This is a genomic window from Amycolatopsis bartoniae, from assembly GCF_014191255.1.
Taxonomy (GTDB): Bacteria; Actinomycetota; Actinomycetes; order Mycobacteriales; family Pseudonocardiaceae; genus Amycolatopsis_E; species Amycolatopsis_E bartoniae.
Window position 1 is genome coordinate 12,614 of the sequence record NZ_JACHWH010000001.1, and the last position, 14,437, is coordinate 27,050.

Annotated in this window: 16 protein-coding genes; 11 read left to right on the forward strand and 5 right to left on the reverse strand. The window is 71.0% G+C overall.

Translation table 11 applies throughout. The features are described 5' to 3' along the window. Nucleotides 1–2 precede the first annotated feature (2 nt). From pyrE to FHX82_RS00080, 4 genes are all read left to right on the forward strand, one after another. Complete coding sequence (pyrE, locus tag FHX82_RS00065; protein WP_145937280.1) at nucleotides 3–551, forward strand: orotate phosphoribosyltransferase; 549 nt, start codon at nucleotides 3–5, stop codon at nucleotides 549–551. 97 nt (nucleotides 552–648) lie between these two features. Next, nucleotides 649–1,038 (forward strand): DUF2784 domain-containing protein, encoded by a 390-nt coding sequence (locus tag FHX82_RS00070; RefSeq protein ID WP_183176408.1) that lies wholly within the window; start codon nucleotides 649–651, stop codon nucleotides 1,036–1,038. Nucleotides 1,039–1,052: 14 nt separating this feature from the next. Next, on the forward strand, nucleotides 1,053–1,706 hold the full coding sequence (locus tag FHX82_RS00075) for a TrmH family RNA methyltransferase (protein WP_145937239.1): 654 nt from the start codon (nucleotides 1,053–1,055) through the stop codon (nucleotides 1,704–1,706). A 9-nt stretch (nucleotides 1,707–1,715) separates the two neighbouring features. After that, nucleotides 1,716–2,708: a glycoside hydrolase family 76 protein gene (locus FHX82_RS00080; protein ID WP_145937240.1), complete on the forward strand. Its 993-nt coding sequence runs from the start codon at nucleotides 1,716–1,718 to the stop codon at nucleotides 2,706–2,708. Here FHX82_RS00080 and FHX82_RS00085 read toward each other — a convergent pair. Then, a complete protein-coding gene (locus tag FHX82_RS00085) occupies nucleotides 2,680–3,696 on the reverse strand; it encodes a LacI family DNA-binding transcriptional regulator (RefSeq protein WP_145937241.1) in 1,017 nt (338 codons plus the stop codon). The two genes, FHX82_RS00080 and FHX82_RS00085, sit on opposite strands and share 29 nt — an antisense overlap. Before the next feature lie 120 nt (nucleotides 3,697–3,816). Between FHX82_RS00085 and FHX82_RS00090 the strand changes: the two genes are divergently transcribed. The 7 genes from FHX82_RS00090 (at nucleotide 3,817) to FHX82_RS00120 (ending at nucleotide 9,345) form a co-directional block, all read left to right on the forward strand. Beyond that, on the forward strand, nucleotides 3,817–4,833 hold the full coding sequence (locus FHX82_RS00090; RefSeq protein WP_145937282.1) for a substrate-binding domain-containing protein: 1,017 nt from the start codon (nucleotides 3,817–3,819) through the stop codon (nucleotides 4,831–4,833). Continuing rightward, a complete protein-coding gene (locus tag FHX82_RS00095; RefSeq protein WP_145937242.1) occupies nucleotides 4,830–5,819 on the forward strand; it encodes an ABC transporter permease in 990 nt (329 codons plus the stop codon). The genes FHX82_RS00090 and FHX82_RS00095 overlap by 4 nt, the downstream gene beginning before the upstream one ends. Beyond that, a complete protein-coding gene (locus FHX82_RS00100) occupies nucleotides 5,816–6,616 on the forward strand; it encodes an ATP-binding cassette domain-containing protein (RefSeq protein ID WP_145937243.1) in 801 nt (266 codons plus the stop codon). Before FHX82_RS00095 ends, FHX82_RS00100 begins: the two co-directional genes overlap by 4 nt. Next, entirely contained in the window at nucleotides 6,613–7,446 is an 834-nt protein-coding gene (locus FHX82_RS00105) for a PfkB family carbohydrate kinase (RefSeq protein ID WP_145937244.1), read from the forward strand. Before FHX82_RS00100 ends, FHX82_RS00105 begins: the two co-directional genes overlap by 4 nt. Then, entirely contained in the window at nucleotides 7,443–8,078 is a 636-nt protein-coding gene (locus tag FHX82_RS00110; RefSeq protein ID WP_145937245.1) for a nucleoside/nucleotide kinase family protein, read from the forward strand. The genes FHX82_RS00105 and FHX82_RS00110 overlap by 4 nt, the downstream gene beginning before the upstream one ends. Then, nucleotides 8,075–8,815 carry an SDR family oxidoreductase gene (locus tag FHX82_RS00115; protein ID WP_145937246.1) on the forward strand — a complete coding sequence of 247 codons (741 nt, stop codon included), beginning with the start codon at nucleotides 8,075–8,077 and terminating at the stop codon, nucleotides 8,813–8,815. The genes FHX82_RS00110 and FHX82_RS00115 overlap by 4 nt, the downstream gene beginning before the upstream one ends. 116 nt (nucleotides 8,816–8,931) lie before the next feature. Further along, entirely contained in the window at nucleotides 8,932–9,345 is a 414-nt protein-coding gene (locus FHX82_RS00120; RefSeq protein WP_145937247.1) for a VOC family protein, read from the forward strand. A 327-nt stretch (nucleotides 9,346–9,672) separates the two neighbouring features. Here FHX82_RS00120 and FHX82_RS00125 read toward each other — a convergent pair whose 3' ends face one another. The 4 genes from FHX82_RS00125 to FHX82_RS00140 all read right to left on the reverse strand — a co-directional run bounded on the left by FHX82_RS00125 (nucleotide 9,673) and on the right by FHX82_RS00140 (nucleotide 14,436). After that, nucleotides 9,673–10,362 carry a DedA family protein gene (locus FHX82_RS00125; RefSeq protein ID WP_145937248.1) on the reverse strand — a complete coding sequence of 230 codons (690 nt, stop codon included), beginning with the start codon at nucleotides 10,360–10,362 and terminating at the stop codon, nucleotides 9,673–9,675. 110 nt (nucleotides 10,363–10,472) lie between these two features. Further along, nucleotides 10,473–11,294, reverse strand: a complete 822-nt coding sequence (locus FHX82_RS00130; RefSeq protein WP_145937249.1) for a YceI family protein — start codon at nucleotides 11,292–11,294, stop codon at nucleotides 10,473–10,475. After that, nucleotides 11,291–13,915 carry an MFS transporter gene (locus FHX82_RS00135; protein WP_145937250.1) on the reverse strand — a complete coding sequence of 875 codons (2,625 nt, stop codon included), beginning with the start codon at nucleotides 13,913–13,915 and terminating at the stop codon, nucleotides 11,291–11,293. The genes FHX82_RS00130 and FHX82_RS00135 overlap by 4 nt, the downstream gene beginning before the upstream one ends. Then, entirely contained in the window at nucleotides 13,912–14,436 is a 525-nt protein-coding gene (locus FHX82_RS00140; RefSeq protein WP_145937251.1) for a MarR family winged helix-turn-helix transcriptional regulator, read from the reverse strand. The genes FHX82_RS00135 and FHX82_RS00140 overlap by 4 nt, the downstream gene beginning before the upstream one ends. Between the last annotated feature and the right edge of the window lies 1 nt (nucleotide 14,437).

Consider the following 14,437-nt stretch of genomic DNA (forward strand, 5'->3'; position numbering starts at 1 on the left):
GGATCGATCAGGACGCGAAACTGGAACTGGCCCGGCTCGTCACCGAACTCTCCGTGGTGCACGGCAAGGTCACGCTGTCTTCCGGCAGGGAAGCCGACTACTACGTCGACCTGCGGCGGGCGACGCTGCACCACGCGGCCGCCCCGCTGATCGGCAAGCTGCTGCGCCAGCTCACCGAGGACTGGAACTACGTCGCCGTCGGCGGGCTGACCCTCGGCGCCGACCCGGTGGCCACGGCGATGCTGCACTCCGCCGCGTGTGACGGGATGGTGCTCGACGCGTTCGTCGTCCGCAAGGCCGCGAAGCAGCACGGGATGCAGCGGCAGATCGAGGGCATCGAGGTCTCCGGGCAGCGCGTGCTCGCGGTGGACGACACGTCCACCACCGGCGGCAGCGTCCTGACCGCCGTCGACGCGCTGCGCGAAGCCGGGGCCGAGGTCGTCGGCGTGGCCACGGTGGTGGACCGCGACACCGGCGCCCGCGAGGCGATCGCGAAGGCCGGGCTGCCGTATCGGTACCTGTTGACCGCGGACGATCTCGGGCTCGTCTGACACTTCACCGCTCAGCGTCACACTTTTTAAGTCGACCTTTCTCAGGGAACCCGGAGTAACGTCAGGTGTAAGGGGACGGTGAAAGGGGGAGGTCGGGGTGTCGACAGCGAGGGTGCTGGCGGACTTGACGGTCGCCATCCACATCGCGGCGCTGCTCTACATCGGGTTCGGCGGCTTCCTGGCCTGGCGCTGGCCCAAGAGCATCCTTGTGCACATCTTCTTCGCGGTCTGGGGCGTCGCGGTCAACGTCTTCCCGATCCAGTGCCCGCTGACGGCGCTGGAGGACTACTTCCGCAGCCTGCAGGGGCTCGGGCCGCTGCCCGGCGGGTTCAACGCCTACTACCTGTACGGCACCGTGATCCCGCGGTCGCTGCTGCCGATGGTCGCGGTCACCGCGCTGGCCATCGTCGTCTTCTCCTACGTCGGCGCGTGGATCCGGTACAAGCACCGCGACGCCGCACCGGCGCACCGCGTGCACCACGCCTGAGCGAAAATCCCCGGGTGGAGCTGGAAGAGGCCGGGCCGACCGAGTGGACCGCGCGCGAGGAGGTCGGCGTCGGCCCGTGGACGGGTCCCTGGCCGGACGACGAGCGGTACGACCCGGAGCTGCTCGCGAACGGGGACAGGCGCAACGTCGTCGACGCGTACCGCTACTGGCGGCGTGAGGCGATCGTCGCGGACGTCGACGCGCGGCGGCACCCGTTCCACGTCGCGATCGAGAACTTCCAGCACGACCACAACATCGGCACGGTCGTCCGCACGGCGAACGCCTTCGCCGCGGCCGCCGTGCACATCGTCGGGCGGCGCCGGTGGAACCGCCGCGGCGCGATGGTGACCGACCGCTACCAGCACCTCGAACACCACCCGGACGTCGCGTCGCTGGCCGCGTTCGCGGCCGAGCGCGGGCTGGCGGTGGTCGCGGTGGACAACACGCCCGGGGCGGTGCCTGTGGAAAGCGCTTCCCTGCCGCGCGAATGCGTGCTCCTGTTCGGGCAGGAAGGGCCGGGGCTGTCGGCAGAGGCGCAGGAGGCCGCTTCGCTCGTCGTGTCCATCGCCCAGTTCGGCACCACACGGTCGATCAACGCCGGGGTGGCCGCGGGCATCGTGATGCACGCGTGGATTCGTCAGCACGCGGACCTGTCCCGATCCTGGTGAAATGGGGACATGTTCCGCGAGTGGGCCGCCGAAGCCGAGCGCGCCATCGTCACCCGGCACCTGCGCCGGGTCTGGCTGCTGCCCGGCACGATCCTCGGCCGCAGCGGCTGGCCACCGACGCCCGGCCAGCGCGTGCACTGGCACTGGAACTACTGGTGGCAGGCACATCTGCTGGACTGCCTGCTCGACGCCCAGCTGCGGGACCCGACGCCCGCCCGGCAGGCGACGATCGACCGGTTCCTCTCGTCGGTGCGGTTGCGCAACTTCGGGAAGTGGACCAACGACTACTACGACGACATGGCCTGGCTCGGCCTGGCGATGCAGCGCGCCGGGCGGGACGTTTCGGTGATCCTCGACGAGCTGCGCGGTGCGTGGACGCCCGAAGGCGGCGGTGGAATCTGGTGGCGGAAGGGCGATCGGTTCAAGAACGCCCCGTCGAACGGTCCGGCGGCGATCCTGCACGCCCGCGCCGGGGAGACCTCACGGGCACGAGAGTTGTTGTCCTGGATGGAATCCACGCTCGTCGACCCGGATACCGGCCTCGTGTGGGACGGCCTGCGCGTGGACGACGGCGAACTGGTGAAGGCGATCTACACGTACTGCCAAGGGGTCTTCCTCGGCACCGCGCTGGAACTGTCCGAACTGGACAGTGCCGCGAGGACGGTTCGGGCGGTGGCGGAACACTGTGCGCCCGACGGGATTCTCCGCGGCCAGGGCGGCGGGGACGGCGGGCTGTTCGCCGGAATCCTGGCGCGCTACCTGGCGCTCGCGGCGCAACGCCTGCCCGCGCCGGAAAGCGACGTCGCGCGGGACCTCGTGCTCGACTCCGCCCGCGCCTGCCGGGAAAACGCGACCGAGGCACTGGGCGGGCCGCTGTTCCCGTCGGAGTGGTCGAAACCCGCGCCGGACGAGACCTCGCGCGACCTGTCCGTCCAAGTGGGCGCCTGGCTACTCCTCGAAGCGGCCGCGACGCTCAGCAGCCACACGAATGGCGGTGCATGAGGCGCGGCGGCAGGCGCAGCGTCTCGGGCTGCCGGTTCGGGTCGGCGATCCGCGACAGCAGCAGCTGCACCGCCCGCGTGCCGATCTCCTCGATCGGCTGCGCCATCGTGGTCAGCGGCGGCTCGACGAGGTCCGCCCACTCGGCGTCGTCGTAACCCACGATCGCGAACTCCCGCCCCACCCGCAGGCCCCGCCGCCGCGCCTCGTGCAGCGCGCCGACCATCATCACGTCGTTCGCGACCACCAGCGCCGTCGGCGGGTCCGGCAGCTCCATCAGCCGGTACAACGCCGCCGCACCGCCGTCCTTCGACGAGTGACCGCTCACCACCAGCTCCGGGTTCCACGACAGCCCGCCGCGGCCCAGCCCCAGCCGGTAGCCCAGCGTGCGCTCCTCGCTCGTGCTCAGCCCCGGCGCGCCCGCGACCAGCCCGATCCGGCGGTGCCCCAGCGCCGCCAGATGCTCGGTCAGCGCCGAGGTCGACTGGATGTTCTCGCTGCCGACCTGGTCCACGTCCGTCCGCGTGGTCACCCTGTCCACCAGCACGACCGGCACCCCGAGCGACACCAGTTCGCTGATCACCGCGCCGTCGCCGGGTGAGGGCGTGAGCAGCAGCCCCTCGACACGCCGCGAGCGCAGCGTGCGCACGGTGTCCTGCTCGGTGGCGACCGTGTCGTGCGTGTCGGCGAGCAGCACGGTGTACCCCGCCAGCGCGGCTTCGCGCTCGATGGCCTGCATCAACGCGGCGAAGTACGGGTTGGCGAGCAGCGAGATCGCCACGCCGATGGACCGCGTGCCACCGGTGACCAGCGACCGCGCGATCGCGTCCCCCGTGTAACCCGTCCGCTCGATCGCGGCCAGCACCGCGGCCTTCGTCTCCGGCGCCACCGGGCGCGTTCCGTTCACCACGTGCGAGACCGTGGTGATCGAAACCCCGGCCAGCTCGGCGATGTCCCGCTGGGTCGGCCTGGCGGACTTCGGCTGCGGCATCCGTGCTCCCGTCGAGGTTACCGGCAAGCGTTTGCGCAAACGCTTGCGACAACAGCATAAAGATCTCTAGGTTCCGGGTTCAGCAAGGTCCAGCCTCGATGGGGAGGTCATGTGAGACGCCTGGGACAACGCAGTCTCCTGTGCCTGCTCGCCGCAGCCGCGCTGGCGGTCACCACGAGCGGGTGCACGGTCGAGCGGCACTGGGGCGGCAGCACCGGTGCGGGGAGCGGCGGCAAGGCCAAGGTCGGCCTGGTCACCAAGACCAACACCAACCCGTACTTCGTCGAGCTGCGCAACGCCGCGAGCGCGGCCGCGCAGGCACAGGGCGCTGACTTCGTCGCGCTGGCCGGTCAGTTCGACGGGGACAACGACGGCCAGGTCCGCGCGATCGAGAACCTCATGCAGCAGGGCGCCACCACGATCCTGATCACGCCGAACTCCTCCACCGGCGTGCTGGACGCCATCGACCGCGCCCGCAAGGCCGGCATCCTCGTGATCGCGCTCGACACCGCGACCGACCCGGCCACCGCCGTCGACGCCACGTACGCCACCGACAACGTCGCCGCCGGCCGCGAGCAGGGCCAGTACGTCAAGGCCGCGCTCGGCGGCACCGCGCCGAAGCTGCTCATGATCGACGGCACCGCGGGCAGCACCGTGGACACCTACCGGCACAACGGTTTCCTCGAAGGCATCGGCCTCAAGGACGGCGACCCGGCGATCGTCGGGCGCGAGCCCGCCAACGGTGACCAGAGCATCGCGCAGCAGAAGGTGGAGAACCTGTTGCAGCGCTCCACCGACATCAACGCCGTCTACACGATGAACGAGCCGACCGCGCGCGGCGCCTTCGCGGCGCTGCAGGCCCGCGGCCTGACCACGCAGGTCGTGATGGGCTCGATCGACGGCGGCTGCCAGGGCGTGGAGAACGTGCGCGACGGCCAGTACGCCGCGACCGTCATGCAGTTCCCGCGCAAGATGGCCGAGGAGGGCGTCACCGCGGCCGTCGAGTACGCGAAGACCGGCAAGAAGCCCAGCGGGTTCATCGACACCGGTTCCGTGGTGATCACCGACAAGCCCATGCCCGGGGTGCCCAGCCAGAACACCGAGTGGGGCCTGCAGAACTGCTGGGGGACGAAATGACCGCCACCACCGCACCCGCCCGCCGGCGGGAGACCCTGGGCGAGTTCTTCCTGCGCGCCCCGGCCGCCGGGCCCGCGCTCGCGCTCGTCGTCGCGATGATCGTGTTCTCGGTGTCCACCGACCGGTTCCTCGAACTGGACAACCTGTCGCTGATGGTCAACCAGGCGCTGGTCGTGGGCACGCTCGCGCTGGGGCAGACGCTGATCATCCTCACCGCGGGCATCGACCTGTCCAACGCCTCGGCGATGGTGCTGGCGACGCTGATCATGGCGAAGCTGTTCGCCGGCGGGACGCCGGGCGTCCTCGCGCTGGTGCTCGGCGTGCTCGTGACCGTCGGGATCGGGCTGGTGATCGGCTCGCTCGTCACGAAGATCAAGCTGCCGCCGTTCATCGTGACGCTGGGCTTCTTCACCATGCTGACCGCGGGCGACAAGCTCGTCGCGGGCGGGCAGGCGGTACCGGTGACCGAACACGGCGCACTCACCTGGCTCGGTACCCAGCGTTACCTGTTCGGCGGCATCCCCGTCACCTACGGCATGACCGTGGCGCTGCTGATGTACCTGGGCGTGTGGTACGCGCTCACCCGCACGGCTTGGGGCAAGCACGTCTACGCCGTCGGCGACAACGCCGAGGCGGCGCGGCTGTCCGGGATCAAGGTCAACCGCACGGTGGTCTCGGTGTACGTCGTCGCCGGGGTGGTCTTCGGGATCGCCGCGTGGCAGGCGCTGGGCCGCATCCCGAACGCCGACCCGAACGCGTTCCAGCTGGGCAACCTGCAGTCGATCACCGCGGTCGTGCTCGGCGGCACGTCGCTGTTCGGCGGTCGCGGCTCGGTGCTGGGCACGATGGTGGGTGCGTTGATCGTGACCGTGCTGCAGTCAGGGCTGTCCCAGCTCGGCGTGGACTCCCTCTACCAGGACCTGGCCACCGGCGCCCTCGTGATCGCCGCGGTGGCCGTCGACCGGCTCGCGAGGAGGCAACGATGACCCCCACCCTGTCCGCCCGCGGCCTGGTCAAGCGCTACGGGCACGTCACCGCGATCGACGGCGCCGACTTCGACCTGCTGCCCGGCGAGGTGCTCGCCGTGGTGGGCGACAACGGCGCCGGGAAGTCCAGCATGATCAAGGCTCTGTCCGGCGCGCTGGTGCCCGACGCGGGCGAGATCCAGGTGGACGGCGAGACGGTGCACTTCCGCACGCCGATCGACGCGCGCCGCTACGGCATCGAGACCGTGTACCAGGACCTCGCCCTGTCCCCGGCGCAGGACATCGCGTCGAACATGTTCCTGGGTCGGGAGATCCGCCGCCGCGGGGTGCTCGGGCTGGTCCGGAAGCTGGACACGGCGAAGATGCGCGCGGAGGCCCAGCGCGTGCTCGACGAGCTGGACATCAAGATCAAGTCGATCACGCAGCCGGTCGAGACGCTGTCCGGCGGGCAGCGCCAAGGCGTCGCGGTGGCGCGGGCCGCCGCGTTCGGCACGAAGGCCGTGATCATGGACGAGCCGACGGCCGCGCTCGGCGTGGCGGAGTCGGCGCGCGTGCTCGCGCTGATCGACCGGATCCGCCAGCGCGGGCTGCCGGTGGTGCTGATCAGCCACAACATGCCGCACGTGTTCGACATCGCCGACCGGATCCACGTGCACCGCCTCGGCAGGCGCGTCGCGCTGGTGTCGCCGAAGACCACGTCGATGAACGAGGTCGTCGGCCTGATCACCGGCGCGCTGGAGGTCGACGAGAACGGCGACGTGGTCGAGTCGGCGGTCTCCCGGGGGCTGTCGGCATGACCGTCCTGCTCGCCGGGCTGTGCACGATCGACGTCGTGCAGCGGGTGGCCGAGCTGCCCGCACCCGGCGAGAAGGTGCAGTCGCTGTCGGTGGACGTGGCCGCGGGTGGCCCGGCGACGAACGCGGCGGTGGCCGTCGCGGCGCTGGGCGGCCGGGCCGTGCTGCTGACCGTGCTGGGCTCGCACCCGCTCGCGGACCTGGCCCGCGCGGACCTCGCGAAGTGCGGGGTCGAGGTGGTGGACGTGGCGCCGGACTTCGCCGAGCCGCCAGCGCTGAGCGCGGTCGCCGTCCGGGACCGCGACGGGGAGCGGACGGTCGTCTCGCGCAACGCGGCCCACAGTCCGGAGTTCCACGGCGAGCCCTGGGCCGTAGCGGACGTGAGCGCGGTGCTCGTCGACGGGCACCATCCTGCGCTGGCCTTGGGCACGGCGCGCTGGGCGCGTTCGCGGGGGATTCCCGTGGTGCTCGACGCGGGCAGCTGGAAGCCGGTGCTCGACGAGCTGCTGCCGCTGGTCGACATCGCGGCGTGCTCGGCGCACTTCCACGCGCCGGAGCCTGGTTTGCCGGAGCGCGGGGTGCGGACGGTGATCACCACCGCCGGGCCGGATCCGGTGCGCTGGCGGACCGCGAAGGAGTCGGGCGAGGTGCCCGTGCCCGCGGTCGAGGCACGCGACACCCTCGGTGCGGGCGATGTGTGGCACGGGGCTCTCGCTTACGGTGTCGGAAGGTTCGAACTGCCGGAGCTGATCCGGTACGCCAACGAGGTGGCGGCCGAACGCGTTCGGCACGTCGGCCCTCGGGCGTGGGTGGGAAGGATGGAAGCGCGATGACGTCGTTCGAGGAGCTGCTGGAGCGGGCGGAGGGGCTGGTGGCGCGCGGGGAGCGGACCGTGCTGGGCATCGTCGGGTCCCCGGCCTCGGGCAAGACCACGCTCGCGTGGAGCCTGAAGAACGCGCTCGGCAACCGGGCGACGGTGGTCGGCATGGACGGGTTCCACCTGGCGCAGGTGGAACTGCGGCGGCTGGGGCGCACCGAACGCAAGGGCGCGCCCGACACGTTCGACGCGCACGGTTACGTCAACCTGCTGTCACGCATCAAGGCGGGCACCGAGCCGGTGTACGCGCCGGAGTTCCGCCGGGAGATCGAGGAGCCGATCGCGGGCGCCGTGCCGGTGCCGCCGGAGGTGCCGCTCGTGATCACCGAGGGTAACTACCTGCTGCTGGACAGCGAGCCGTGGAACCGGGTGCGCGGGCTGCTGGACGAGGCGTGGTTCCTGGCGCCCGACGAGCACGACCGCATCGAGCGGCTGGTCACCCGGCACCGGCGGTACGGCCGTTCGCTGGTGGAGGCGCGGCAGCGCGCGCTGGGCAGCGACCAGCGAAACGCGGACCTGATCGGCCCGAGCGCGGCGCGGGCGGACCTCGTGCTGGAGAACATGCCGCTGGTCAACTTCGCCATATGATCCTGGTCGTCACGGGCGGTAGCCGGGGCATCGGCGCCGCGCTGTGCGTGCTGGCAGCCGAGCGCGGGTACGACGTGGTGATCAACTTCGCCTCGGACGGCCGGGCTGCTGAGGAGGTCGCCTCGCGGGTGCGGGCACGGGGCCGCCGGGCGCTGACGGTGCGCGGGGACGTGTCCCGCGCGGACGACGTCGCGGAGCTGTTCGATGCGGCGGCGGAGCTGGGGCCGCTGGCCGGGGTGGTGAACAACGCGGCGATCACGGGGAACACGCCCGGGCGGCTGGACGAGCAGAGTCCGGAGACCGTGCGCCGGGTGCTGGACGTGAACGTGGCGGGCGTGATCTTCAGCTGCCAGGAGGCCGTGCGGCGGTTGTCGACGCGGTACGGCGGTGCGGGTGGAGTGATCGTGAACGTGTCCTCGACGGCGGCGCGTACGGGGTCTCCGGGCGAGTGGACGCACTACGCGGCTACGAAGGCCGCTGTGGAGACGTTGACGGTCGGTCTGGCGCACGAGGTGGCGCGGGAAGGCATCCGGGTCAACGCGGTCGCTCCGGGCCTGGTGGACACGGGCCTGCACGCCGCGGCGGGAATGCCGGACCGGGTTTCGCGGCTGGCGCCGGCGATCCCGCTCGGCCGCGCGGGTCAGCCGGAGGAGATCGCGGAGGCGGCGCTGTGGCTGCTGTCGCCCGCTTCGTCATACGTCACGGGGACAGTGCTCACCGTCGGCGGCGGCCGGTGAGTTGTCCACAGATTGTGAGCAATTCGCGGAGTTGTCCACAGTTTCGCGAGAAAGCGTTTACAGCGCGTCGGCGTCGGTAGCCTTGCCGTGGGGTAGACGAAAGGACGGCTGCCGTTATGTCCACGCTGATCGGCGTGCACCACCTGGCGCTCACGGTGACGGACGTGGACCGCAGTGTCCCGTGGTACGAGCGGGTGCTGGGGTTGAAGGAGGCCGCCCGCCGCGAGGACGCCGAGACGGGGATCCGGAAGGTCGTGCTGCGTGGCGGTCCCGGCGAATTCTCGGTGGTGCTGGTGCAGCACCCGGACACCGAACGAGGCGACTTCGACGAGCGGCGCACGGGCCTCGACCACGTGGCGTTCATGGTGGACTCGTACGCGGAGCTGAAGGAGTGGGAACGCAGGCTGGCGGAGTACGGCGTCACGTACAGCCCGGCCAAGGCCTCCCGCACCCTCCCGGGCTCGGCGGTGCTGGTGTTCCGCGACCCGGACGGGATCCAACTGGAGGTCTGGGCCGACCCGGAGTCCTAGAGGCTGGCGGCGACAGGCTCGCGGCAGCGCGGCTCGGAGCGGTGTAGCCGGGAGGGCGGCTGGCTCCGGCTCGCGGCGGCGACGCGCGGCGGGGCTGGCGGCGGCAAGTTCGCGGCAGCGCAGCTCGGAGCGGGCGGCTGGCGAGGTGCGGCCCGGAGGGCGGCTGGCTCCTACGCGCGGCGGCGGCTCGCGGCGACGCGCCGATTTTGACCTCGCCTGTGCCGGGCGGGTAGCGCTACCGATCAAGCGCCATCGAAGGGCGTCGCAGCCGCTCGCGAGGTTCCCGAGACCCGTGACCGAACTGCCACCGACCACCGGCGAGTGGCGTCAGGCGGCTTCGCGCAGTTCCGGGCCCGCGTCGCGGCCCGGGTCGTCCACCGGGCGGCGCATCTCCTGTCGGTAGCGCACCACGCCGAACGCCGTGCCGCCCACGAAGAACGCCACCGAGAGCCAGACGACCACCGTCTTGAGCCAGGGCAGCGCGTCCAGCAGACCGGCGCCGTAGTAGCCCAGCAGCACCAGCGTCGGCACCCACAGGAGACCGCCGAGGAAGGTGGCCAGCAGGAAGCGCTTCGGGTCCATCCTGGCGGCACCCGCGATCAGCGGCGCCAGCGTGCGGACCCACGGGATCCAGCGCGCGGCGACCACCGCGAAGAAACCCTTGCGGTCCAGGAAGGCCCGCGCCCGTTCGAGGTTCCCGCGGTTGAGCACCCGCCCGCCCCGCCGCGCGATGAAGCGGGTGCCCGTGTGCCTGCCGATGTAGTACCCGACCTGGTTGCCCACCACAGCCACCACCAGCGCGGCCACCGAAAGCAACCAAGCGTTGGCATCGGCGTCGTGCGAGGCGAGCACCACCCCGGCGGCGAACAACAGCGAGTCGCCCGGGAGGAACAGGCCGACGATCAGTGCGCACTCCACGAACACGAAGCTGAGCACGATCACCCACACCAGCAGCGGACCGGCTGTGTCCAGCCAGCCCACGCCGAGCCCTTCCGAGGCGGCGTAGACGACACTCACCCGGCGAAGCCTACGGGGCGGACGCAAGGCGCGGTCAGCCGAAGGGTGGATTTACGGTATCCGTTACCGAACGTGAGGCGCCGGACGAGCCCGCCCGGCGCCCCACGCACTCACATCTGCGGCAGCGTCTCGCCCTGCAGCGCCTGGATCTCGATCTCGATCTTCACCGTGGTGCCGATCGCCGCGACCCCGGCCCGGACCATCGCGTTGTAGTTGATCGCGAAGTCGTTCCGGTGCAGCTGCGCCTCGGCGTGGAACGCCGCCCGCACGCCACCCCACGGGTCCGGACCCCAGCCGCCGTACGTGACGTCGAGGTCGACCTCACGTCGCTCGCCGTGCAGTGTCAGGTCGCCCGACAGCTGCCAACGATCCGCACCACGCTGGTGCAGCGCGCGGCTCTCGAAGGTGATCGTCGGATACGTCTCGACGTCCAGGAAGTCCGGCGAACGCAGGTGGTCGTCGCGCATCTTGATGCCGCTGTCGAGGCTGGCCGCCTTGATCTCGGCCCGCACCGACGACTGCTCCACCGGCCTGCCGATGTTGATCCGGCCGTTGACGTCGCTGAACCGGGCCTTGATGCTCGAAATGCCCAGGTGCCGCGCCGTCGCGACGACGCTGGAGTGCATCGGATCGATCGTCCAGGGCCCCGGCGGCGGGGGCTCGATCGAACCGGCGACCGGCGTCAGGGGGATCTCCCCCAGCGAACCGGTGCCGTCCGACCCGATCTGCGCCGTGCGCGCCACCGGGTTGTAGCCCGCCGCGGTGAGCACCGCGGTGTAGACGCCCGTGGGCAGGGACGGGGTGTCCACCGCCCCCTTCGCATCCGACACCGCGCGTGCCACCTGCTGGCCGGTCATGTCGGTCACGGTCAGGACCGCGCCCTCGACCGCCCAGCCCTCGGCCGTCTGGATCTGTGCCTGCAAACCACTCATGCCTGCTCGCCGCCGAACTGGTCGATCACCTGCTCGTAACCGAGGCGGACGTCGTGCGTCTCCTCGCCACCCTGCAGGCTCACCTGGCTGGTCGCCGGGGGGTACCCGCTGGCGACCACCGTGTAATCACCCTCCGGCAGGTCGCTCACGACGTACCGGCCCTCGCCATCCGTCCGGGCGACCGCCGCCACATTGCCGTCGGCGTCCAGCACCGTGATGCGGGCGTCGGGCACCGCGCGGCCACCGTCGGTGCGGGCGGTGCCCGCGAGCACGACCGCGGAGGCCAGCTCGAGGTCCTGCCGCAGCACGCCGCTGTCGGGCACGGTCAGCATCGTCGCGACCGGGCGCATCCGCTCGGCGCTCGCGACCAGCGTGTACGCGCCGGCACCCACGCCGTGGAAGGTGTACGCACCCTCCGCGTTGGTGATCGACGCACCGGTGACCTCACCGCGCGAGTCGGTCAGGGTGACCGTCGCGCCGGGGAGCGGGGTGCCCCGCCCGGCGAGCCGGACGATGCCGCTCAGCTCACCCGAACCGACGAGCGTCAGGTCCAGCCGCGCCGGCCCCTGCCCGACGACCACGCTGGACGCCTGCGGCTGGTGACCGCCTGCCGACACGATCAGCACGTACGTGCCCGCGCCGGGCGCGTTGATCGTGTACCCGCCGTCACCGCCCGCCGTGCCCCTCGCGACCTGACGGCCGCGCTGGTCGATCAGTGTCAGCGCCGCGCCGTGCACCGAGGAACCGTCCTGCCTGCGGATGTGCCCGCTGATCGGCTGGCCGTCGGTGTCGACCGGGCTGCTCATCCCCGCCGTCGCGGTGGCGAACGGCGTGGTCTGGGCGGCGAGCTCGTACCTGCCGTGCCCGTTGGTCTCGCTCGGCGCCGCGTGGCGGCCGCCGACGAGCGCCGGCTCCCGGTCGTTCTGGTCGAGCGCGGCGTCCGCGTCCGCCCAGGTGTCCTGCGCGGCCTCGGCCTTCGCGTCGACTGTGTCCTGCGCCGCGCCTGCCGGGACGGTGCCGCCCTCGGTCGGCGCCGCGGCCGCACTCGGCCCACCGCTCAACGGAATCTCCTTCATGAAGGCCAGCACGATGCACGCCAGCACCGCGAACGCGGCGGCCACGTAGAACACGCCGTGCATCGAGTTGGTGAACCCGGTCAGGATCGGGATCTTGAGCGCCTCGGGCAGGGTCTGCAACGCGCTGGTGTTCGACTGCAGCCCGTTGAGCGCGCTCGCGTTGAACTGCGGAGGCAGGTTGCCCCCGAAGGCGTCCGCGATGCGGCCGGGCAGCAGGTTGAACAGGATGGTCAGGAACACCGCGACACCCAGGGTGCCGCCCATCTGCCGGAAGAACGTGGCCGACGCGGTGGAGACACCCATGTCCTTGCGCGGACCCGCGGTCTGCGCCGCGATGATCAGCGTCTGCATGCAGCCACCGAGGCCGAAGCCGATGATCAGCGCGTACACCAACGGCTGCCAGATCGGGCTGTCGTAGTGCACCTGCGCGTACAGCAGCGCACCGACCGCCAGGATCAGCGTGCCCACGACCGGCAGGATCTTGTAGCGGCCCGTCTTCGCGGTGATGCGGCCCGAGATCTGCGAACCGGTCATGATGCCCAGCACCAGCGGCAGCATCAGCAGACCGGACTGGGTGGGCGAGTAGCCGCGGACGACCTGGAAGTACTGCGGCACCATGGTGATGCCACCGAACATCGCGATACCGACGATGGTGCCGCCGATGATGACCAGGGTGAACGTGGAGTTCTTGAACAGCCGCAGCGGGATCAGCGCCGCGTCCTTCATCACGTACTCGATGAACAGGAACAGCACCACGCCGAACGCCGCGACCGCGTAGCAGATCACCGAGCGGGTGGAGGCCCAGCCCCAGGTGCGGCCCTGCTCCGCCACCAGCAGCAGCGGAATCACGGCGACGGCCAGCGAGAGCGCGCCGAACCAGTCGACCCGCTGCGGCTGCCTCTGGTGCGGCACGTTCAGCACCTTGAAGACCACGAACAGCGCGACGATGCCGATCGGGACGTTGATCAGGAAGATCCAGCGCCAGCCGTCCAGCCCGCCGAGGGTGTTGAGGCCGGAGAAGAAGCCACCGAGCACCGGGCCGAGGACGGTCGCCGAACCGAAGACCATCATGAAGTAGCCCTGGTAGCGGACCCGCTCCCGCGGCGGCACGATGTCACCGATGATGGTCATCGCGAGCGACATCAGACCACCGGCGCCGAGGCCCTGGAACGCGCGGAACGCGGCCAGCTCGTACATCGAGGTGGAGAACGTACAGGCGGCCGAGCCGATCACGAACAACGCGATCGCGGCGAGGAAGAACGGCTTGCGCCCGTAGATGTCGGACAGCTTGCCGTACAGCGGCGTCGCGATGGTCGCGGTGATCAGGTACGCCGTGGTGGCCCACGCCTGCTCGCTGAACCCGTTGAGGTCGTTGGCGATCTTCACGATCGCCACGCTCACGATGTTCTGGTCGAGTGCCGCCAGGAACATCCCCAGCAGCAGACCGCTCAGCACGGTCATGATCTGCCGGTGGCTGAGCCTCGGGCCTTCGGCGGCGGCCACACCCCCCGTTGGTGCCGCCGGTTGTCGGGTGGAACTCGTCATGCGTCAGCCCCCTTGCTCTGTGCCGACCCCTGGTCGGCCACGTGCGGAATGCTTGTCTCGATGCTGGAGATGAGGCGGTCCAGCAGCCTGGTCAAGGTGTGCCGCTCCTCCTCGGGCCAGTCGGCCAGCACCTCGGCCAGCCATTGGTTGCGCTGCCTGCGGTTCTCCTCGAAGACCCGCAGCCCCTCTGCCGTCGGCGCCAGCAGGCACGCACGGCCGTCCTCGGGGTCGGCCTGGCGCTCGACCAGGCCGTGCTGGACCAGCGAGCTGCTCTGCCTGCTGATCGTGGAGATCTCTGCGTGCAGCGCCTCGGCGAGCCTGCTGGTGCGCTGCGGCCCGTCGTGGATGAGGTGGAAGAGGATCGCGTACGCGGCTCGCTCGATCCCGTCCGGCCCCTGCTTCGCGACCTGCGACTTCGCCTTGTGGATCAGGCGCACGAAGCGGACCATCTGGACCCCGAGCTCGTCCGCGACGTCGAGCTCGGCAGCCGTGAAGGCTGCTTCCTGGGTGGCAGGTGCCATG